Source organism: Pedobacter sp. FW305-3-2-15-E-R2A2, from assembly GCF_038446955.1.
Classification (GTDB): domain Bacteria; phylum Bacteroidota; class Bacteroidia; order Sphingobacteriales; family Sphingobacteriaceae; genus Pedobacter.
The window spans coordinates 311,643-332,148 of record NZ_CP151803.1 but is presented as its reverse complement, the minus strand read 5'-3'; the positions used below and the strand labels follow the sequence as shown (position 1 = coordinate 332,148).

Below are 20,506 nucleotides of genomic sequence, written 5' to 3'. Positions count from 1 at the left end.
AAAACGAGATATAACTAACCAAAAATGAACCTAAACAACCGCATCAAATTGTCAGCCATGATGTTCCTGGAATTCTTTATCTGGGGCGCATGGTTTGTTACACTGGGCACCTTCCTGGGGAATAACCTCAGTGCAACAGGAGGCCAGAGTGCATCAGTGTTCTCTACCCAATCCTGGGGAGCGATCATTGCCCCTTTTATCATTGGACTGATTGCTGACCGCTATTTTAATGCGGAGAAGATTCTTGGAATCCTGCACCTGGTAGGTGCCGTGCTGATGTATCAGATGTATAATGCCACAGACATCAATGTATTTTATCCTTATGTCCTGGGCTATATGATTCTGTTTATGCCTACCCTGGCACTGGTCAACTCGGTTTCCTTCAATCAGATGAAAGATCCGGAAAAAGAATTCTCTACCATCAGGGTATGGGGAACAATCGGATGGATTGCCGCAGGTTTATTGATCAGTTTCTATTTCCATTGGGATACCGCCGAAGCTGCAAAAGCCGGAATGTTGAAAAACACGTTTCTAATGGCTGGTATTGCCTCTCTGACATTGGGTTTATTCAGTTTTACCCTACCAAAAACACCTCCAAAAGTATCATCTGGAGAAAAGGTAAAAGTATCAGAGATTTTAGGCCTTGACGCCTTAAAGCTGTTAAAGGATAAAAACTTTGCCATCTTCTTTATCTCTTCGATCCTGATCTGTATTCCATTGGCTTTCTATTATCAGAATGCCCACCCTTTCCTTTCCAATGTTGGTCTGGAAAATCCTACCGGAAAAATGACGATCGGACAGATTTCCGAAGTGCTCTTCCTGTTACTTTTACCGGTATTCTTTACCAAATTTGGCTTTAAGAAAACCATTTTAGTAGGAATGCTGGCCTGGGGAATCCGTTATGCACTGTTTGCTTATGGAAATGCAAGTGACCTGAGCTTCATGCTGATTCTCGGAATTGCCCTTCATGGTATTTGCTATGACTTCTTCTTTGTATCAGGACAGATCTATACCAACTCTGCTGCCGGAGATAAATACAAAAGCTCTGCACAAGGCTTAATTACCCTGGCTACCTACGGTGTAGGAATGCTGGTAGGTTTTGAGGTTGCAGGATGGATCACCGATACCTACAAACTTGCCGATGGTTCGTTCGATTGGAAAATGGTATGGATCATCCCTTCAGGAATCGCATTTGTTGTCTTTTTATTGTTTGCACTCTTCTTTACCGATAAAAAGAAAGTGGAAGCCCAACTGAACCACTAATGAGCGAAGAACTAAGCAGGAGAACTGCATTGAAAAGCATCGTTGCCGGAACTGCCGCATTGGGCGTATCTGCAGCCTTACCTTCCTTTGCACTGGAACCCTATAAATCAACGGCATTGAAAGGAAATGTAAACCACTCTGTTTGCCGATGGTGTTTCGGTGGCATGGAATTAGAGGCGCTCTGTATAGAAGCAAAAAAAATAGGATTGAAAGCAATTGACCTGGTAGGTCCTGCAGACTGGCACATCCTGAAGAAACATGGTTTGTATTCTTCGATGTGTAACGGCGCGGAAATCAACCTTGTTGACGGCTGGAATGACCCTAAATTTCACGCTACCCTGATTAAAAATTATTCAGAAATGATTCCTAAGGTTGCGGAAGCCGGATATACACAGCTGATCTGTTTTAGCGGAAACCGTCGCGGTAAAGATGACGAAACCGGATGGAACAACTGTGTGGAAGGATTAAAACAAGTGATCGGCATTGCCGAGAAGCACAATGTGGTATTGGTGATGGAGTTGTTAAACAGCAAAGTTGACCATAAAGATTATCAGTGTGATACCACTGCATGGGGTGCTGAACTGGCCAAAAGGCTAGGTTCAGAGAACTTTAAACTGTTGTACGACATTTACCACATGCAAATTGACGAAGGCAATGTGATCGCCAACATTAATAAATACCACCAATACATTTCACACTACCATACTGCCGGAGTACCCGGAAGAAACGAAATAGACGATACTCAGGAGTTATTTTATCCGGCAATTATTAAAGCCATTCTTGCGACAGGCTTTAAGGGTTACCTCGCACAGGAATTTATTCCGCGATACAAGGATAAGCTCAAATCACTGAGAGATGCAGTAAATATTTGTGACGTATAAATTAAAAGCTATGAATTCAAGAAGAACATTTATAAAAAATGTAGGGATTGCCGCAGCAGGAGCTATTGTATTGCCTTCATTTGCCTGTACACCTGCAAAAGCAAAACCAGTTGGTCTTCAATTGTACACCTTACGTGATGTGATTGGGAAAGACGTTACAGGAGTAATCGAGAAAGTAGCCAAAGCGGGCTATAAAGAAGTGGAAACCTATGGCTATTCTGCTAAAGGTGGCTACTGGGGACTGGATCCTAAAGCCTTCAAAAGCCTTCTGGATGCAAACGGATTAAAAGCACCTAGTGGACATTTTGGTTTAGATGCTTTCATTAAAGATGGCAATCAGGACGATTTAAAGATCAATATCGAAGGTGCAAAAGGAATCGGTATGTCTTACCTGACCGTACCATGGTTAGGCGAAGACCTGAGATCCAGCCTTGATGATTATAAAAAAGTAGCAGCCCGCTTAAACGAAGCTGCTGAAATATGTAAAAAATCTGGCTTAACGCTTGCTTACCACAATCATGATTTCGAATTCAAAAAATATGATGGTGGAACCGGATATGAAATCATGCTTCAGGAAACGGATAAAGACAACGTCAAGTTTGAAATGGACTTATATTGGGTAGTGAGGTCAGGAAATGATCCTGTTGCTTTATTCAACAAATATCCGGGACGTTTCCCTATGTGGCACGTGAAGGATATGGATAAGGCAAAACCTTCCATCAATACCGAAGTAGGTAGCGGAAGCATCGACTTTAAGTCGATTTTTAAGCACGCCAAGCAGGCAGGGCTGAAACATGCGATCGTAGAGCAGGAAAACTTCTCCATGGATCCATTTGTAAGCATTAAGAAAAGCTTCGACCATGTAAATCACGATTTGATTTAAGAATAAGATCTTAAAGTATCAAGGGAAGTGGTTGACAAAGCCACTTCCCTTTTTTTATGTCGGGAAATTCGCATTTCAGCCTCCATCCTACCTAAAAAAGAAAGATCAGCTGTCAAAAACAAATCAAAATGCAAGTTTTAAGTTCTTGGGGAGCAAAAAGCGTAAAAAAATCACCATATTTGAAAAATCTGAGACCTACTCAGACCACTGAAAATAAAGAACTTATTATAAAAACTGAATACTATATAAATTAAATAAAAACGATTAAAAAAACCATTTAAAAAATGAAAATTGCAGTTGTAGGCGCCACCGGTCTGGTAGGTACCGTAATGTTAAAAGTGTTAGAAGAGCGTAACTTCCCGTTAACCGAGTTAATTCCGGTTGCATCCGAAAAAAGTGTTGGTAAGGAAATCACTTTTAAGGGTAAGAAGTACGCGATTGTAAGCATGGATACTGCAATTTCAATGAGACCTGATATTGCATTATTCTCTGCCGGTGGAAGCACCTCTTTAGAACATGCACCACGTTTCGCTGAGGCAGGTACTACCGTGATTGACAATTCATCTGCATGGCGCATGGATCCTTCAAAGAAACTTGTTGTTCCTGAAGTAAATGCCCATGAATTATCTATTGATGATAAGATCATTGCAAACCCAAACTGTTCGACCATACAAATGGTAGTGGCTTTAAAACCATTACATGATAAATATAAGATCAAACGTGTTGTTGTTTCTACCTATCAGTCGGTAACCGGTACCGGAGTAAAGGCTGTAGAGCAAATGATGAACGAGCGTAAAGGCATCATGGATGGACCAATGGCTTATGCTTACCCGATCGACTTAAATGTAATTCCTCAGATTGATGTTTTCGTAGAAAACGGATACACAAAAGAGGAAATGAAAATGATCAATGAGACCCGCAAAATCATGAGTGACGACAGTATCCGCTTAACGGCAACTACGGTCCGCATTCCGGTAATGGGTGGTCACTCAGAATCTGTAAACATTGAATTTGAAAATGAATTTGATGTAGCTGAAGTAAGAGAATTATTAGAGAAAACAGAAGGAATCATTGTCGTAGACGACATTGCCAACCTGAAGTATCCAATGCCAAAAGATGCCCATGAAAAAGATGAGGTATTTGTTGGAAGGATCAGACGTGATGAGTCTATGCCAAATTCACTGAACATGTGGATCGTTGCAGATAACCTGCGTAAAGGTGCAGCAACCAATGCGGTTCAGATTGCTGAATTCTTAGTAAAAAAAGGATTGGTTTAATCTTTAAATAAAATCACAAAGTGATGTATGGAAAGCTGGTCAAGGCAATCTGTACATCACTTTTTTCGTTAATGTCCCTATTAAACAAAGCTGTTTTGATGAGTACTGCAAAAAAACTATCCCTGTTATTCTTTCTGTTGATCCAGCAATATGTAGCTGCACAAAGTCAAAGTCCGGCACAAAAGCTGGAACAGGCTTATAATACCTTAATTGCAGATCCACAGGCAAAGTATGGCATCGTAGCCCTATGTGTGCTCGATGCAAACACCGGGAAAACCATTTTCGGGAGGAATGAAAATCTCGGACTTGCTACTGCATCAACGTTAAAGACCATTACTTCTGCTACAGCATTCAGCTTACTCGGTAAAGATTTTCAATACCAGACCACACTGGCCTATAGTGGAAATATTACTGCGGATGGGACTTTAAAAGGCGATCTGCTGATCATCGGTGGTGGCGATCCCACCCTCGGCTCCTGGAGATACGAAAGCAGTAAAGAAGCCCGCGTGCTTGACCAATGGCTGAAAGCCATTCAAACCGCAGGGATTAAAAAAATAGAAGGCAGAATCATCGGTGATGATAGCATTTGGGGCAGTCAAAGTACACCCGACGGCTGGATTTGGCAGGACATAGGGAATTATTACGGTGCAGGCCCTTCAGCCCTTAGCTGGCGCGAAAATCAGTTTGACATCCATCTTAAAGCCAGCAGATCGGCAGAAAATGAGGTCTCTGTCCTGAAAGTTGTTCCTGAAATGCCCTACCTGAAAATCGTAAATGAACTGAAAGCTGGTTCTGAAGGAACCGGAGATAATGTTTACGCTTACCTTCCGCCTTACAGCAATACTGCTTATCTGCGTGGCACCTGGGCGCTGGGTATTTCTAAATCAGGTGTTTCTGCAGCTCTTCCTGACCCTGCATTTGATGCGGCTTTCCGTTTACAGGATACCCTGAAAAGAATCGGTATCAACACCCAATCAGGGGTAACTACAGCAAGACTATTGGCGGTTGACCAACAGGCTTTACCCGTTGTTAGTCAGAAGTTGCTCACGATCTCCTCTCCTTCTTTAAGCGAGATGGTCTATTGGTTTAACAAAAAGAGCATCAATCTTTACGGAGAGCACCTGCTCAGGACCATTGCCTGGAAATCCGGGAAACAGCCTACGACAAAAAACGGCGCACAGGCCGAGGTCAACTTCTGGGTAGGCAAAGGGTTGGACAAAGGCGCATTGAACATTATGGATGGCAGTGGCCTCTCTCCTGCAACCAGAGTAACCGCAACAGCGATGGCCAGTATCCTCTTTCAATCACAAAAAGAAGAATGGTTTCCAGACTATTATAAATCGCTTCCGGAAAACAACGGCATGAAGCTAAAAAGCGGCAGCATCAATGATGTTTCTGCCTATGCAGGATATTATACCGATAAATCCGGCAACAAATACATCATTGTCATTAACATCAATAATTATTCAGGATCAGGCATCAGCAGAAAGCTGTTCAAGGTCCTGGATGCGCTTAAATAAAATTATTTGTCTTTTTATTGATAAATTGCGCCCGTTTATAAAATTCGAAATACACTGTTAGCCAGTTCTATGAAAAGATTCTTCCTGTTTTTATCCTGCTGCCTGATGAGCACCTATACTTTTGCGCAGGCAATCGCTCCTGAATCCGGTAACATCGCCGAGGCAGCTGCCGGAACTAATATTCCTTCTGAAATCGCCATCATCCCTGAACCCGTTTCTGTAGTTAAAAATGAAGGTCACTTCGTTTTACCGGCCAATGTCACGATCCAGTCGGCCGGAAACCCGGAACTGAAACAGGTGATCGCATTTTTACAAGAAAGGCTTTCCATTCCTACAGGCAGTTACGTTTCAGTAGTCAATCCTACTGCTGGTGTTACGCCAACGATCAAACTTGTATTAAACGATAAGGCCAATCCTGTTTTAGGAAATGAGGGGTATCAGCTTTCTGTAAGCAACAATCATATTGTCATCAAAGCAAACAAAGCAGCAGGTCTATATTATGGGGCACAAAGTCTGATTCAGTTATTTCCGAAAGAGATAGAAAGCAAAGAAGCCGTAGAAGATATAGACTGGAAAAGTCCTTGTGTAGACATCACAGATTACCCCCGCGTAGGCTGGAGAGGTTTAATGTTTGATGTTGCCCGTCATTTCTTTACAAAAGAAGAGGTGAAACAATACATTAATGCCATGGTTCGCTATAAATACAACGTTCTTCATTTGCACCTAACGGATGATGAAGGCTGGAGAATAGAAATCAAAGGTTTCCCCAAGCTAACTGAAGTTGGTGCATGGAGTGTCAAAAAAACCGGAGAATTTGGCAATTTCAGTGTACCCGGACCGGATGAGCCACGTAACTACGGTGGTTTTTATACGCAGGAAGACATCAAAGAGCTCGTACAATATGCACAGGAAAGGTTTGTCAACATCCTGCCGGAAATTGATGTTCCGGGACATAGCCTCGCCGCTATTGCGTCTTATCCGGAACTGTCCTGTACACCAGGCGCAGAAAACTACCGCGTTCGTTCCGGAGAAAGAATTATGGATTGGTCCAGAGGAGCGCCTCCAACAGCGTTGGTAGACAATACCCTTTGTCCGGCCAATGAAAAAGTATACAGCTTTTTAGACAGCGTAATTACACAGGTTGCTGCACTTTTCCCTTTCGAATACCTGCACATGGGTGGCGATGAAGCCCCTTTCAACTTCTGGGAGAAAAGTGATGCCATTAAGGCCCTGATGCAAAAGGAAGGTTTAAAAAACATGCACCAAGTTCAGGGATATTTTGAGAAACGTGTGCAGGGCATCGTAGAATCAAAAGGCAAAAAATTCATGGGCTGGGATGAAATTCTGGATGGCAACATGTCGCCGAGTGCTGCGGTGATGAGCTGGAGGGGAATGAAATACGGTACCGAAGCGGCGTTAAAGAAACATGATGTCGTGATGAGCCCTACCACCTATGCATACTTAGATTATATGCAGGCCGATGTCATCACTGAGCCCAAAGTCTACGCTTCATTGCGGTTGAGTAAATCTTATGAGTTCGACCCTATTCCAGCCGGTGTAGATCCGAAATACATCAAAGGTGGACAAGCGAATTTATGGACAGAGCAGGTGTACAACATCAGACAGGCAGAATATATGACCTGGCCAAGGGGGATGGCGATTGCAGAATCGGTATGGTCGCCGAGAGAAAAGAAAAACTGGAATAATTTCTTTGGGAGAGTAGAGCAGCATTTCAAAAGACTCGACATCGCAGAAACCAAATATGCACCTAGTGTATATGATCCGATATTTAAAGTCAGCAGATCTGCAGACCGTCAGCTGTTGGTTGAATTGAGTACAGAAGTAGCGGGACTGGACATTTATTACAGTTTTGACAACTCCTTCCCGGATCGTTTCTATCCTAAATATACCGAGAAGCTAAGCGTACCAAAAGATGCCGGAATGTTAAGAGTGATCACTTACAAGGGAAAAGAACCTGTAGGAAGAATGCTGAACATGCCGGTTGATGAGTTAAACAAGAGAGCAAGAAAATAGGACATTGAGGTATTTCGTACATATTGGCTATCATGGCCTTCATTTTAATGGATGGCAAAAACAACCCGGGATTCTGAATGTTCAGGGCGTATTGGAACAGGCTTTAACCCAGGTGCTGAAAACTCCGGTCTTTATCAATGGATGCGGCAGAACAGATGCACAGGTTCATGCCAGCCAGTTCTTCTTTCATATGGACATTGAACAGCCCTGGGACTTCGATCTTGTTTTCAGGCTAAATAAGCTCTTACCCGGAAGTATTGCCATTTTTGACATCATTCCTATGACTGGCATGCAACATGCCCGCTTTGACGCTGTACAGCGCTGCTACGACTATTTTATCCACACCTATAAAAGTCCCTTCTTAAACGGATTGAGTGCTTTTTACCTGTTGAAAGACCTGCACATTGATAAAATGCAACAGGCTGCGGCTTTATTGCCACAATACAAAGACTACCGGCCTTTTTGTACCAGTCCGGATAAATACGAACATACAATCTGTAATGTAATGTCAGCTGGCCTGACCGTAGACCGTTCCGGAGACCGCCTGCGGTTCCAGATCTCTTCGAACCGCTTTCTGAGCAAAATGATCCGCATCATCATGGGCCAATTGCTGAAAATAGGAAAAGGAGAGTTAAGTGTGGATCAATTTGAGCATTACCTGATCAGTAAAGAAACACCCCTACTGATCACACCTGCCCATCCGCAGGGATTATATTTATCTAAAGTGACCTATCCTTACCTGAACCTCCCGCCAAGAACAGAATTCTCTGCTATTTTGCAGAATCAGGTCGATCAGTTCGGTTAGGTTTGATTTTAGTTTTTGCGGCATGAAAGGCCCATTCTATGATTTGCCGTAAAGACTTTTGAATTTCAGCCCTGCCTTCTTCCGTATTGATATCCAGGCCACAAATCGTGCTTTCGTTTTTCTTTGCATGAAGGACGACATAATAAATCCCGCACACCAATAAAGCGGAAACTCCACGCATACTCACTGCGGAGTTCTTAAAGTAAGGGTCTGATAAAGCCAGAAGTGCATTTCCATATTCTTCACGGACCTTGGAAACACTGTCCATCAACTCCGTGCTTTCAGAAATTTCCCATAAGATGATCTTCTGCATCTCATCCTCATTCCAGAAGAATTCGAATTGCTTCTCCAGGATGGAAACGTAGTTGTCGATGATGCTGTTTTTTTTGTCTTTAAGATCTATTTGACTCAGAATCTTATTGTTAAATGACAGCCAGTAATCCTTTTCAATCACATACGTTTCAATCAGACGTTCTACATTGTCAAAATACCGGTAGATCAATTTCTTGTTCACCTTTGCTTCTTTTGCTATCGCATTTACACCCAGCCCGGTATATCCCTGAGTTCTGATGATCGATCCTACGGCATCAATAAGTCTACGTTCCGTTAGCAGACGGTTTTTTACAGGTTTTTCAATTACTTTTTCAGCCATATCAACAGGGGGGATTCTTGAAAAGTCCATTTTGTTATCTTGAAGCGGCGTTAATCAGCGCCAATTCAAAGAAATCGACGTTTTTTGAGGGAATTTAGGAATAAAAATTATTTTTCAAGGGAAATAACGCGACGATCGAGAGATTATTTTTCAGGAGCCTCTCCTCTGGTCTGATCTTCGCCACATTAAAACTCAGGAAGATAAAGATACGAACCTCATGGCATTTAATCACAGACGCCATGAGGAGGGATTATTCAATATAGGGGGGGAGTATTGAATCTTATTTAAGATGCGTTTTGTTGAATGCATGGCCACAAACGCATAAATGCCATGAGTTTTTCAATGGTACAGGTCTGAGAGCGGGAATTTTTGCGATATATAGATAAATCAGATGATCTGACTAATAATTTCTCCATAAATATAGAAAAAGAAACATAATACTGCAATAGTAAGAACTCACCGTATAAACTATTGATTATCTCATTTTTTCTCGGTAACTTCAATAAGCATTTTTAAAAAGGAGGTTTATCATGACTGTTATTCAGAGAATTGAGCACTGGGGTGATGTACATCATGCCAAATGGCTTGACGTAATCCGCATTGTTTTAGGCATACTTATTTTCTTTAAAGGTATCGCTATCGTAAGCAATACCGCCGTTCTTCAGGACCTGTTACTGCAAAACAATGTATTTGGTTTTTCAGGAATGATGGCCAGTGTGGCCATACATATTGTAGGTTTTGTACATCTGGTAGGAGGAATACTGATCACACTCGGTCTTTTAACCAGGTTTGCGGTAGTCATACAGATCCCGATCCTTTTATGCGCGGTATTTTTTGTCAACTTATCCAGAGGATTTTCGATGCTGAATTCAGAATTATGGTTATCCATAATCGTACTCTTGTTATTGGTATTGTTCTGGGTAATCGGATCAGGTCCTTTTTCTGTGGATCATCAGATGAAGCGGAAACCGAGACGATAAAACCGATTCCTTTATTACGCCCCTGTGAGATTCTATAGGTGCTAAAAGCTTATTTTTGAGCAAAATCAGTACTATGAATTTTCACACCAGAAAATGGGTAAAACCAGAAGACTTAAATCCTAACGGGAGCTTATTTGGCGGGAGCCTGCTTCGTTGGATCGATGAAGAAGCGGCGATTTATGCCATCGTTCAATTGGGCAATCCAAGGGTCGTAACGAAATACATCTCAGAAATTAACTTTGTCAGCTCTGCAAAACAGGGAGACATTATTGAAATGGGGATTACCGCAACGGATTTTGGCAACACTTCCTTAACCATGCGCTGTGAGGTGAGAAATAAAATCACCAGAAAAAGCATCCTGACCATCGATAAAATGGTATTTGTGAATGTTGACGAAGATGGCAATCCTGTTGCTCATGGCAAAACCCACATCAAATTTATTGAGGAACAGTTCGAGAAAGAAAACAATTAAACGTCAGACAAGAGCAATGCCCTGAGGTCGTCCGGTGTAAGGCTGATTCCATTCACTTTTAAGCTTGCCTGAAGGTAAAAGGGATTACGTTCTTCCAGCTTGTGTTCAATAAAATGAATCATTTCCTCTGGATTCATATCCTTTAACAATGGGCGTTTATCTTTTCCATTTTCCAGACGTCTGGCCAAAGCAGTGGCAGACATTTCTATGTAAACTGAAGTTCCATTGTTATTGATCCATTCCATATTATCGAAATAACAGGGTGCACCGCCACCTGTTGCCACGACACAATTGGAAGGATAATTGAATTCCTGCAAGGTTTTACGCTCAAATGCCCTGAATGCAGCCTCGCCATTGGCGGCAAAATAAGCGCCGATAGACATGCCGATTTGTTTTTCGATCTGCTGATCGAGGTCAATAAAATCATATCCCAGTTTAGTGGCCAGCTTTCTTCCCAAAGTGCTTTTACCACAACCCATAAATCCAATCAGAAATATCTTCATTCTTTTAAGCGAGTTTTACCCTTGGATCAACAAAGGCATATAATACGTCTACCAATATATTGATCAGCACAAATATAAATGCAATAAAAAGAATTGAGCCCATTACTACCGGAAAATCTGACATTTCCAAAGCAGTCACTGTGGTTCTTCCCAAGCCATTGTAACCAAAAATATATTCTACAAAGAAAGATCCCGCCAGCAGGGAGGCAAACCAGCCTGAAATAGCCGTAATCACAGGGTTTAAGGCATTTTTTAGGGCATGCTTATAAATGATTGCATTTCTTCCCAGACCTTTCGCCCTGGCCGTGCGGATATAATCCTGCGCCAATACATCCAGCATTGCACTTCTCGTGAGCTGAACGATAATCGCCAATGGCCTTAAACCTAGGGTCAACATCGGCAACCATAAGTTCTTCCAGGTCATGATTTCCCCTTTAAAAGGATCATAACTGTATAAGCTGCCCGACATATTTAATCCGGTATAATCACTCCATACGAAGCCAAATAACCAGGCGATAATGATGCCTGCAAAAAAAGAAGGAGCAGAAATCCCCAAAATGGCGAAAGAATTTGCCGTTTTATCAATCCAGGTATCTTTATGGACCGCAGAAAGCACCCCTAGAAAGACGCCGATGATGGTGGCAAAGATCATTGCCGTTAAGGCCAGAATAAAGGTATTGGGGACCGTTTCCCTTAGAATAGAGGTCACTTCCCTCTTGGTCTGATAAGACCTGCGCAGATAAGGCCATTTGAGGGCAATTACTTCTTCCCCGACTCCAACCAGCCTGAGGTAATGGTATTTCTCCAGGCTCTCTTTATTGTCAGGATGAATGCTCAAAGGAGAAAGGTCATTCAGGTATAAGAAAAACTGAACCGGCCTGGATTTATCCAGGCCAAATTCTTTGCGTACCGCTTCCAGAGATTGCACATCAGAACGTTGGCCCATGGTCATTCTCGCCGGATCTCCCGGTAATACATTAAACAGTACAAACACCACACTTACCACCCCGGCCATGACCGCTAATCCGTATAAAAACTTCTTGATGGCGTACTGCAACATGGGTTATTTACTGAAATATTTTTCGGAAAGCTCCTCAAAAGAAGGCATGGCATTATACGCCCATTTATTGATAACCACCCCGTTCTTTAGCAACAGGACACCGGGATTAGCCCTGACCATACTCTTTAAAGGCACCGCATCTGCATAAAAGAGTTCCGTAAACAACTTCATCTTTTTACTAAACACAGCTGCATCCTGCGCAGAATTTGAAGTCAGCAATACCGTTCTGATGTTGAATTGTTCTGCTGCATTTAAAGACATCGCATTTAAGGCAGACATGCCCTCTTCATCTGTATCTTTCAGATTGTAAGCAACAATAATCAGGTTGTAATAAGGATTTTCTATCAGTTCCTTTGTATAGTCCGTACCTGAACCATCACTGATATTTAAATCTTTGATCTTAGGTTCATATCCTTTTTTAATCAGTTTTTTCTCTGGTGTTCCTACAATTTCCCAGTTGTCATCTTTCCAGATTTCTGTTTTCAGGTACTCCTTATCGCTCATCACCTTTTTCTCTTTGGTTTTCTTGTTCGTCAGGTTGTACATGATCTGAAACTCATCTGGCTGTGCTCCCGGAGGAATACGCATCAGTTCGGGGATATTTGCACCCACTTTATAAGGGAGAAAGTCCAGAATGGGCAGCCTGCGATAAGTATAGAGGCTAAATAAAGTCGACAATACCAACACCCCTGCCAACACCCCTTTTTGTATGCCTGGTTTATCGGTAATTGGTTTAATCAAACTATGATGAAGGAAAAGATATACAATCAGTACCAGCAGCACCAGGTCCTTGGAGAAGGATTCCCATGGCGTTAAAGGAATGGCATCACCGAAACATCCGCAGGAAGTCACGATTTTGAAAAATGCAGAGACAAAAGTTAGAAAAGTGAAAAATATAATTGTCCCCAACAGGCCCCAGGTTACTTTTTTACTCCAGAAACCAAAAAGCAGTAAAGCACCCAATACGATTTCAAGCACACAAAGCAGGATCGCAATTCCGGTAGCCATCTCGCTTAAGAAAAAGCTTCCTCCTGCATCTGAGCCTATAAACTTTAAAAAGATGTTATGGAATTCATCGAAATATTCCTGTAGTTTATAGCCAAAACCCAGGGGGTCATTGGCTTTAATGAGTCCTGAAAATATAAACAGTACTCCAACAAATATCCGGGCAAAATTCAGGGCAATTTTCTTCATTATTTCAATTTCAGTTTAATCAATGCAAAAACAGCATAATTGAGCATATCCTGATAATTGGCATCAATGCCTTCAGAGGCCAGTGTTTTACCAAAATTATCTTCAATTTGTTTGACCCTGAGGATTTTCATCAGGATCAGATCCGTTAATGAGCTCGTGCGCATGTCTCTCCATGCTTCTCCATAATCATGATTCTTGGCCATCATCAGTTCTTTGGTCAGGTTCACCTTTTCATCAAAAAGGGCTTCCACCTGGTCAACTTCCATTTCATAAGGATCATCGCTTTTCAATTCCAGCTGCAGCATCCCGATGACGCAATAGTTGATAATGCCAATATATTCGGAGCTGATGTCCTCTCCTACTTTCGAGACTTTCTTTTCTTCCAGCGTGCGGATGCGTTGCGCCTTAATGAAAATCTGATCTGTAATAGAGGATGACCGGAGGATTCTCCAGGCGGTTCCATAGTCCTTTGTTTTCTTTAAAAAAAGCGATTTACAAATCGCGATTACTGAATCGAATTCTTGAGCTGTGTTTGTTGCCAAAACAATTAAAATATTTAGTTTAAAGCTATTTAAATACCGTATTTTTGTATTATACGATGGCTAAAGATACATTTTTAAACCGAAAGACCACACTAAACCTAAAAGGTAAGCTGGCAGATTTAGGTCGGCCGGCCGTGATGGCAATCCTGAACCTTACCCCGGATTCATTTTATAACAACAGCAGGGTTGGCACTGCCGATGATGCCTTAAAGCGAACGGAAACTTTTCTAAATGAGGGTGCTAAGTATATCGATATCGGGGCCTATTCTTCCCGTCCCGGCGCGGCCGAGGTCAGTACGGATGAAGAGCTAAACCGTATTGTGCCCATTGTAGAATTGCTCAGCAAGGAATTCCCTGAAGCCTGGCTTTCCATAGATACCTTTCGCGCAAAGGTGGCTAAAGAAAGTATTGAAGCGGGGGCTCACCTGATCAATGACATTGCAGGAGGAGGAATGGATGAAGCCATGTTCCAGACCATTGCAGATTTACAAGTTCCTTACATTCTGATGCACATGAGGGGAACCCCTCAGACGATGCAGCAACAAACGGGTTATACCAACATTGGCTTAGACCTGGTAGATTATTTCTCTTCAAGGGTTGCTGAGCTTCATAAATTAGGCGCCAAAGACGTCATCCTCGACCCTGGATTTGGCTTTGCAAAGACAACCGATGAAAATTATCAGTTGTTACACCAAATGGAAGATCTCGATGTTTTCGAATTGCCCGTATTGGTTGGTTTCTCTAGAAAATCAATGATTTATAAATTTTTAGGCGGCGGCCCGGCAGAAGCACTCAATGGCACTTCGGTGTTAAATACCATCGCATTAATGAAAGGAGCAGATATATTAAGGGTTCATGACGTTAAGGCAGCGGCAGAATGTATCGCTTTGGTGGAAAAGACCAGGTCACATTAATCTCAAAAAATACCTAACTTGGCGATAATGAAAGGATTTGATTTCGATTTTCTAAAAGTATCATTAACAGATGTAGCAGACATCATTTTTGTTGCCCTGCTCATTTACTATATCTATAACCTGATCAAGAATACCCTTGCTGTAAATCTATTGCTGGGTATGCTGATCATCCTGATTATCTGGTTTGCAGTAGACCAGTTGAATATGCGTTTGTTGTCTACCATTATCAATAAATTCATGAGTGTGGGGATCATTGCCCTCATTGTGATTTTCCAGCCGGAGATCCGGCGTTTTTTACTGATGATTGGGAAAAACACCTTTCTCCAGCAGAATAAAGCCTGGTGGGGTTACCTCTTCGGAAGTAAGAACATTGAGCGGGATAACCTTGTTCGGATCAAGCCAATTATTGATGCTTGTAAAAGCATGAAGAAGTCACGCACCGGGGCCCTGATTGTATTTGTCAAGTTTTATGACGACCAGCTTTTTGCGAATAGCTGTGAGATCATCGATTCTAAAATATCTAAAAGATTACTGGAAAGCATTTTTCAAAAATATAGCCCGCTTCATGATGGTGCCGTAGTGATTGCGGAGAATAAAATCAAAAGTGCAAGTTGTATCCTTCCATTAACAGACAACGATAAACTCCCTCCTCAGTTTGGCTTGCGCCACAGGGCAGGTATCGGGGTTTCTGAAACTACCGACGCAGTTGCAGTGATCATCTCTGAAGAAACCGGAGAAATTGCTTATGCCAAACAGGGTCGTGTACGCATGAACGTTTCCTTTGGAGAACTGGAGAAATTGCTCAATAAAGATTTCTAACATTTCCTTTTAATTAATTCTGTATTCATTTTTGGATGAGGCTGGGATCGGTCCTGACCTCCGCTGATATGGCTTCGTACTGAGTCCACAGTAAGTCCACAGTGAGTCCACGGTGAGTCCACGTTTTTACGGAAAAAAGGTGGACTCACTTTGTACTGACTATGGAGTAAGCGTGGAGTCAATACAGACTTGCCCCGGCGGCATCCCAAGAGGAAATTACCTTAAATATTTACTCAGAAGAAAATTGAAATATAGCGCGCAAAGACCAGGAAGGTCTTTATAAAAAAGGGTCTGATTAATTATTTAACCAGACCCTTTTTAAGATATTTTTGTATGATTAGCAGTATTGCTCAAAAGCGCCGATTAAGCTATCAGCAATCATTTGTGCAGGTCTGCCTTCAATTTGATGACGTTCAATCATGTGAACTAACTTACCATCTTTAAACAAAGCCATAGATGGCGAAGATGGAGGAAAAGGCAACATGTAACCTCTTGCTCTGTCCACAGCTTCTTTTTCCATACCTGCAAATACGGTTACCAGTTTATCAGGATGTTTTTCATTTGCTGCTGCTAACCTTGCTGCAGGGCGTGCATTTGCTGCCGCACAACCACAAACAGAGTTTACTACTACAAATACAGTCCCTTCGCCAGTGATGGCACTATCCACATCAGCTGCAGATTTCAACTCCTCAAAACCTACTTTAGTAAGTTCTGCACGCATAGGTTCTACTAAATATTCAGGATACATATTTTCTATTTTTAATTCTTTAATCCATACAAATGTACAGTACAAGTCTTTAGCATCAAAGAAATAGATGAGATGCGGATTCGATTTTACCTTTAAATTACTTAGAGTTTGATGATTTCATCAGGTAGGCGGAGCGCTTTACCTTCATTAAAACTGCTTTTTTTGATATTTAATCCACACAGGTATAAGCGCTTAAAAAAAAGTTTCAAAAAAACTGGTCGGAGCTCTTTTAAAATTGAAACAGAATCTCTAATATTGCACTCCGAAAAAAGAGGATCTTTTTTTGTTTACAAAACCAGATTTCTTCAAATCGAAGGATTCCCGAGTAGCTCAGCTGGTTAGAGCATCTGACTGTTAATCAGAGGGTCACTGGTTCGAGCCCAGTCTCGGGAGCAAATAGCAAAAAGCCTTTCAGTAAAACTGAAAGGCTTTTTTGTTTTTAAGAAACCGTTCCAAGCTGCGTCCAGATTATACTTACTTTCCAACTCTAGCTTTTGCGAGATCAATCATGATATCCAGCTCTTTTACTGTCGCTTCAGGCGTACCATCAAAGCCAGCAATTTTAAATCGGATATTTCCATTAGCATCTATAATAAATTTAGTAGGAATTCCGGTGACTTTATATTTGTTAACAACCTCAAATTGTTCTGGATCTTCAGTTTTTTTGTTGTCGAGCAAAACATTAAACGTATATTTTGGATTGGCTAACATCCAGTCTTTGACTACTTCTTCTCTGTTTTCCTCCTTTTGAAAGGTGTTGATGAATAGGAAAACCACATTTGGATCATTCTTATATTTTTCTACAGCCATTTGCATCCCGGGGAAGGACTGGATACAAGGGCCGCACCAGGTTGCCCAATAATCAATAATGACTGTTTTACCTTTTAGTGCGGCTAAGTCTACCGCTTCACCCTTCAAGTTCTTTAAGGTAAATGTTGGCGCCGGAATATTGATCATTTTTTTCACAAAATCTGCATTTCGCGTACTGTCTGCTTTCTTTTCCAGATCTCCATAACGGGACGCGAAGTTTACATTTTCTGCATATAGAGATTTTAGTATTTTTTCCAGCTTTTCATTTGTTTGTCCCGCTCTTACCATCCGCTCGGCATAAGCTTTAGCCTCGTTGTTTTTACCATTCTTTACCAATAACTCAACATAACTCATATTCGTTGCCAAACTCGAGAAGTCATCTTTAGTGACCACGTCTTCCATTAAAGCCAAAGCTTCGGCATCTTTCCCCATCACATCCAACACCCCTGCATATACAGCTCCATACATGATATAATTGCTAGTTAAATAGTTCAAATACTCTGCCCTGGAATTATAGAATGCCGGTTCTTCCTCTTGTTTCGCCTTTTCCACAAGCTCCAGAGATGTTTTAGAAATTTTGGCGTAGAATGGCAAATTGCTCTTTATTGTTTCTTTATTCCTACAAAATGAAGAGTACAAAGCAGCACGCATCAGCTTAGATTCGATTTTGTCAATATAAAACTCAACCTTCTGATAATTGTTCACCATAAGAAATGCTATTCCCATACCAGAAAAAACCGGGGCGACTTTCGCGGCGTCAGCGTCTTTATTAATATCCAGATTAAATTCTGTCAATACCTCATTCAGTCTTTTCTCTTTATCATCAGCCTTTTTGAGGGCCCTTATCTCAGCCAGACTTGAACTTAATGCATAGCGTCCTCTTGGGTACTTAGTTTTAATTAACTGATAAACTGAATCTGTCGCTTTTTTATTTTTAATGATGGCATATAGTTCCGCAGTTTTGGTTAAGGTGTTTTCTGAAGGGCTGAGCTTGTTGTAAAGTGTGATAGTTTCAAGAATTTGTTTTTCTCCTTTAACTTTATCTAAACTAAAGGAGAAAAACAGATACTTGTTGAAGTACGTTTCTTTTAGCTCTGGATCTGCATCGAATGCCTGTTTATAAAACATCAAAGCCTTCGGCAAATCTGTTTTGATCTTTGCAAAAGCTCTCTCAGAACCGGTAGATATATATCCTTCTAAAAATATGCTCATCGGAGTTGCTCTGCCATTCTTGTAAAATTTGGTGTAATAGCCAGACGGATGATCATCCTTGACATCACCTGCACTAAACATCAGTACTGCCAGGTTGGTAGAATCTTTTGGCGTAAATTCCCCCTCATAAACAGCTCCTACCTTTGTGAGTTTAACAGGAATGTTAGACTGAAAACCAGGGCTTGAAAGGGCTTTAACGTTGCAAGCTAAATTAGGGAGTTGATATAAACTGCCTCCTTTAGGGTCGTAAACAAATTTTAAAGGTTTCCCTTGCTCCGGCTTAGGAGGCAGAAATGTAACCGTTTGGGCAAATGATGAAACAGATATCGCCATTGGTAGTAGCAGTACTAAACAAAGTTTTTTCATTGTATTTAGGTTTACATCTAATATAACTAAATATTTAGTTTGTTTCATATAAATTGTTCTTGAAAGATCTAAAATGTGTTGTAAACTTTAGTGTCTATGGCATTGGCGCGATTGTTCCTGGCAAAGGTGCAATTGTCGTACAGGGCATGAGCAATAAAAATGCGCCGAACAAAGGGCTTCAAATGACCTTTGCTGATGTATCACCGCAAGAAAGGTATCCTTGAACATACAGGATGTGTTGATACTCGCTTTAGAAGCAGGCCGAATATGGGGGTGATAAACGCTGTGGTGACAGAAAAGCGCGGGGAATTAACCTCATTTTCAATCAACAGGGCGAAACAATGAATGCGGTTAAGGGCCTGAGGGCGAAGTTCGAAGAATGGAAGAGAACCGCTGTCAAACAGCCAACACTTAGGTCGGCGTTAAAAAATTGAAAAGTATATCCTTAAAGCAATAAAAAACTATATTTATACCTCAGATAGTGCTACGATCATTTGTGGCAGCTATAAATGATACTCATTAACTGATTTAGAATAATTTAATATGAAAAAGTACCTTTTATTACTCATTTTAGTGCTCCCCTTTTCAGGCTTTGCCCAGAATACGATTAATAACTATAAATATGTTCTAGTACCTGAAAAGTTCAACTTTCTTAAGCAGAATGATCAATATAGATTGAACACACTGACCAAATTGCTCTTAGAAGAAAAAGGATTCACTGTATATTTTGACAACGCGGAGCTACCCGCTGAAATTGCCAATAATAAATGTACTGCACTGACTACCGATATATTAGAAAAGAATGGAATGTTCACCACCAACCTCAGCCTTTTGCTAAAGGATTGTCAAGGGAATATTGTTTTTAAAAGCAAAGAAGGAAAAAGCAGAGAGAAAGAGTTTAAAACATCTTATAATCTTGCATTAAGAGATGCATTTACTTCTTTGACAGAGACTGAGTATGCCTACAACGGATCAACAAATGCTCCGGCTCAGCAAAAGGCAGTGGTTGCCACAACAGTCGCCCCTGCTGTAAAACAAGCCGCAGAATCTATCCCCGTTGCAAAAGAAGCGCTGGCAGTAGCCACAACCCAAGCCGCAGGAACGCTATATGCCCAACCAACTGCGAACGGATTTCAACTGATAGATACCACACCAAAAAAAGTTCTAACTCTGCTTAAAACCTCAGTACAGGACTATTTTATTGCAGAGAACGGTATTTCTAACGGCATCGTACTTAAAAAGAATGGAGATTGGTTTTTTGAATACTATAGCAATGGACAGCTTAATTCTGAAAAATTACTCATAAAATTTTAGGTTCAGGTCCCTTAGTTTGCTTTCCATTGGTGATGCGTCCAGTTCATGATAGACAAAACACGTTTTATATCCCCAATGTCCTTCATCATCACCCGCGTTGCCGGATACAACTGCTTTAAGGACCTTAATATCTCTGAACACATGAAAGAATGGATTAACGGATATGACCTGCTGGTGGTATTTTCGGAGAGTACCGGAAGCAGGTTCATAGAATAGTGTCTTTCGTTTAATACGAAAACCTGCTTTGCATAAAAAAG

Annotated in this window: 20 protein-coding genes and 1 tRNA gene; 14 read left to right on the top strand and 7 right to left on the bottom strand. The window is 41.4% G+C overall.

The genetic code is table 11. The annotated features are described in order from the left end of the window. The first annotated feature begins 24 nt into the window (after positions 1-24). From AAFF35_RS01295 to AAFF35_RS01265, 7 genes are all read left to right on the top strand, one after another. Positions 25-1,263, top strand: a complete 1,239-nt coding sequence (locus tag AAFF35_RS01295; RefSeq protein WP_342330527.1) for a nucleoside permease — start codon at positions 25-27, stop codon at positions 1,261-1,263. After that, positions 1,263-2,144, top strand: coding sequence for a TIM barrel protein (locus tag AAFF35_RS01290; protein WP_074608782.1), 882 nt, complete (start codon positions 1,263-1,265; stop codon positions 2,142-2,144). The genes AAFF35_RS01295 and AAFF35_RS01290 overlap by 1 nt, the downstream gene beginning before the upstream one ends. Positions 2,145-2,154: 10 nt before the next feature. Beyond that, on the top strand, positions 2,155-3,027 hold the full coding sequence (locus tag AAFF35_RS01285) for a sugar phosphate isomerase/epimerase (protein ID WP_342330526.1): 873 nt from the start codon (positions 2,155-2,157) through the stop codon (positions 3,025-3,027). A gap of 284 nt (positions 3,028-3,311) precedes the next feature. Further along, on the top strand, positions 3,312-4,304 hold the full coding sequence (locus tag AAFF35_RS01280; RefSeq protein ID WP_342330525.1) for an aspartate-semialdehyde dehydrogenase: 993 nt from the start codon (positions 3,312-3,314) through the stop codon (positions 4,302-4,304). 98 nt (positions 4,305-4,402) lie between these two features. Next, on the top strand, positions 4,403-5,824 hold the full coding sequence (gene dacB / locus AAFF35_RS01275) for a D-alanyl-D-alanine carboxypeptidase/D-alanyl-D-alanine-endopeptidase (RefSeq protein WP_342330524.1): 1,422 nt from the start codon (positions 4,403-4,405) through the stop codon (positions 5,822-5,824). A 69-nt stretch (positions 5,825-5,893) separates the two neighbouring features. Continuing rightward, entirely contained in the window at positions 5,894-7,858 is a 1,965-nt protein-coding gene (locus AAFF35_RS01270; protein WP_342330523.1) for a family 20 glycosylhydrolase, read from the top strand. Positions 7,859-7,862: 4 nt separating this feature from the next. After that, positions 7,863-8,663, top strand: a complete 801-nt coding sequence (locus AAFF35_RS01265) for a tRNA pseudouridine synthase A (protein ID WP_342330522.1) — start codon at positions 7,863-7,865, stop codon at positions 8,661-8,663. Here the strand turns inward: AAFF35_RS01265 and AAFF35_RS01260 are convergent. Continuing rightward, positions 8,629-9,345: a TetR/AcrR family transcriptional regulator gene (locus AAFF35_RS01260; RefSeq protein WP_342330521.1), complete on the bottom strand. Its 717-nt coding sequence runs from the start codon at positions 9,343-9,345 to the stop codon at positions 8,629-8,631. The genes AAFF35_RS01265 and AAFF35_RS01260 overlap by 35 nt on opposite strands. A 500-nt stretch (positions 9,346-9,845) precedes the next feature. On the opposite strand from AAFF35_RS01260, the gene AAFF35_RS01255 reads away from it, so the two are divergent. After that, the gene (locus AAFF35_RS01255) at positions 9,846-10,295 is read left to right on the top strand and encodes a DoxX family protein (protein ID WP_342330520.1); all 450 of its coding nucleotides are present in this window, start codon (positions 9,846-9,848) and stop codon (positions 10,293-10,295) included. 73 nt (positions 10,296-10,368) lie between these two features. Next, positions 10,369-10,767 (top strand): hotdog domain-containing protein, encoded by a 399-nt coding sequence (locus AAFF35_RS01250; protein WP_342330519.1) that lies wholly within the window; start codon positions 10,369-10,371, stop codon positions 10,765-10,767. On the opposite strand, the gene AAFF35_RS01245 is transcribed toward AAFF35_RS01250, so the two are convergent. The 4 genes from AAFF35_RS01245 to AAFF35_RS01230 are packed head-to-tail and all read right to left on the bottom strand — an operon-like array spanning position 10,764 to position 14,066. Next, a complete protein-coding gene (locus AAFF35_RS01245; protein ID WP_342330518.1) occupies positions 10,764-11,270 on the bottom strand; it encodes a shikimate kinase in 507 nt (168 codons plus the stop codon). The genes AAFF35_RS01250 and AAFF35_RS01245 overlap by 4 nt on opposite strands. Positions 11,271-11,274: 4 nt before the next feature. Continuing rightward, the gene (locus tag AAFF35_RS01240) at positions 11,275-12,330 is read right to left on the bottom strand and encodes an ABC transporter permease (protein WP_342330517.1); all 1,056 of its coding nucleotides are present in this window, start codon (positions 12,328-12,330) and stop codon (positions 11,275-11,277) included. Positions 12,331-12,333: 3 nt separating this feature from the next. Beyond that, positions 12,334-13,524 carry a BT_3928 family protein gene (locus AAFF35_RS01235; RefSeq protein WP_342330516.1) on the bottom strand — a complete coding sequence of 397 codons (1,191 nt, stop codon included), beginning with the start codon at positions 13,522-13,524 and terminating at the stop codon, positions 12,334-12,336. Next, positions 13,524-14,066, bottom strand: a complete 543-nt coding sequence (locus AAFF35_RS01230) for a DUF1599 domain-containing protein (RefSeq protein WP_342330515.1) — start codon at positions 14,064-14,066, stop codon at positions 13,524-13,526. Before AAFF35_RS01230 ends, AAFF35_RS01235 begins: the two co-directional genes overlap by 1 nt. Positions 14,067-14,122: 56 nt before the next feature. Between AAFF35_RS01230 and folP the strand changes: the two genes are divergently transcribed. Beyond that, entirely contained in the window at positions 14,123-14,980 is an 858-nt protein-coding gene (gene folP / locus AAFF35_RS01225; protein WP_342330514.1) for a dihydropteroate synthase, read from the top strand. Positions 14,981-15,007: 27 nt separating this feature from the next. Further along, positions 15,008-15,799: a diadenylate cyclase CdaA gene (cdaA, locus tag AAFF35_RS01220; RefSeq protein WP_073237882.1), complete on the top strand. Its 792-nt coding sequence runs from the start codon at positions 15,008-15,010 to the stop codon at positions 15,797-15,799. Between the two features lie 337 nt (positions 15,800-16,136). Here cdaA and AAFF35_RS01215 read toward each other — a convergent pair whose 3' ends face one another. After that, the gene (locus AAFF35_RS01215; RefSeq protein ID WP_073237885.1) at positions 16,137-16,547 is read right to left on the bottom strand and encodes a BrxA/BrxB family bacilliredoxin; all 411 of its coding nucleotides are present in this window, start codon (positions 16,545-16,547) and stop codon (positions 16,137-16,139) included. Positions 16,548-16,866: 319 nt separating this feature from the next. Between AAFF35_RS01215 and AAFF35_RS01210 the strand changes: the two genes are divergently transcribed. Continuing rightward, a tRNA-Asn gene (locus AAFF35_RS01210) sits at positions 16,867-16,940 on the top strand. Between the two features lie 81 nt (positions 16,941-17,021). Here AAFF35_RS01210 and AAFF35_RS01205 read toward each other — a convergent pair. Further along, the gene (locus AAFF35_RS01205) at positions 17,022-18,983 is read right to left on the bottom strand and encodes a TlpA disulfide reductase family protein (RefSeq protein ID WP_342330513.1); all 1,962 of its coding nucleotides are present in this window, start codon (positions 18,981-18,983) and stop codon (positions 17,022-17,024) included. Between the two features lie 495 nt (positions 18,984-19,478). Between AAFF35_RS01205 and AAFF35_RS01200 the strand changes: the two genes are divergently transcribed. Together AAFF35_RS01200 and AAFF35_RS01195 are read left to right on the top strand one after the other, a co-directional pair. Further along, positions 19,479-20,249 carry a hypothetical protein gene (locus tag AAFF35_RS01200; RefSeq protein WP_342330512.1) on the top strand — a complete coding sequence of 257 codons (771 nt, stop codon included), beginning with the start codon at positions 19,479-19,481 and terminating at the stop codon, positions 20,247-20,249. A gap of 45 nt (positions 20,250-20,294) precedes the next feature. Further along, positions 20,295-20,465 carry a hypothetical protein gene (locus AAFF35_RS01195; protein WP_342330511.1) on the top strand — a complete coding sequence of 57 codons (171 nt, stop codon included), beginning with the start codon at positions 20,295-20,297 and terminating at the stop codon, positions 20,463-20,465. Positions 20,466-20,506: the final 41 nt, after the last annotated feature.

Bases quoted from the DNA above. Each gene is read 5' to 3' on its own strand.
- AAFF35_RS01295 (WP_342330527.1), top strand. From the start codon at position 25: ATGAACCTAAACAACCGCATCAAATTGTCAGCCATGATGTTCCTGGAA.
- AAFF35_RS01290 (WP_074608782.1), top strand. From the start codon at position 1,263: ATGAGCGAAGAACTAAGCAGGAGAACTGCATTGAAAAGCATCGTTGCC.
- AAFF35_RS01285 (WP_342330526.1), top strand. From the start codon at position 2,155: ATGAATTCAAGAAGAACATTTATAAAAAATGTAGGGATTGCCGCAGCA.
- AAFF35_RS01280 (WP_342330525.1), top strand. From the start codon at position 3,312: ATGAAAATTGCAGTTGTAGGCGCCACCGGTCTGGTAGGTACCGTAATG.
- dacB (WP_342330524.1), top strand. From the start codon at position 4,403: ATGAGTACTGCAAAAAAACTATCCCTGTTATTCTTTCTGTTGATCCAG.
- AAFF35_RS01270 (WP_342330523.1), top strand. From the start codon at position 5,894: ATGAAAAGATTCTTCCTGTTTTTATCCTGCTGCCTGATGAGCACCTAT.
- AAFF35_RS01260 (WP_342330521.1), bottom strand. From the start codon at position 9,345: ATGGACTTTTCAAGAATCCCCCCTGTTGATATGGCTGAAAAAGTAATT.
- AAFF35_RS01255 (WP_342330520.1), top strand. From the start codon at position 9,846: ATGACTGTTATTCAGAGAATTGAGCACTGGGGTGATGTACATCATGCC.
- AAFF35_RS01250 (WP_342330519.1), top strand. From the start codon at position 10,369: ATGAATTTTCACACCAGAAAATGGGTAAAACCAGAAGACTTAAATCCT.
- AAFF35_RS01245 (WP_342330518.1), bottom strand. From the start codon at position 11,270: ATGAAGATATTTCTGATTGGATTTATGGGTTGTGGTAAAAGCACTTTG.
- AAFF35_RS01240 (WP_342330517.1), bottom strand. From the start codon at position 12,330: ATGTTGCAGTACGCCATCAAGAAGTTTTTATACGGATTAGCGGTCATG.
- AAFF35_RS01235 (WP_342330516.1), bottom strand. From the start codon at position 13,524: ATGAAGAAAATTGCCCTGAATTTTGCCCGGATATTTGTTGGAGTACTG.
- folP (WP_342330514.1), top strand. From the start codon at position 14,123: ATGGCTAAAGATACATTTTTAAACCGAAAGACCACACTAAACCTAAAA.
- cdaA (WP_073237882.1), top strand. From the start codon at position 15,008: ATGAAAGGATTTGATTTCGATTTTCTAAAAGTATCATTAACAGATGTA.
- AAFF35_RS01215 (WP_073237885.1), bottom strand. From the start codon at position 16,547: ATGTATCCTGAATATTTAGTAGAACCTATGCGTGCAGAACTTACTAAA.
- AAFF35_RS01205 (WP_342330513.1), bottom strand. From the start codon at position 18,983: ATGAAACAAACTAAATATTTAGTTATATTAGATGTAAACCTAAATACA.
- AAFF35_RS01200 (WP_342330512.1), top strand. From the start codon at position 19,479: ATGAAAAAGTACCTTTTATTACTCATTTTAGTGCTCCCCTTTTCAGGC.
- AAFF35_RS01195 (WP_342330511.1), top strand. From the start codon at position 20,295: ATGATAGACAAAACACGTTTTATATCCCCAATGTCCTTCATCATCACC.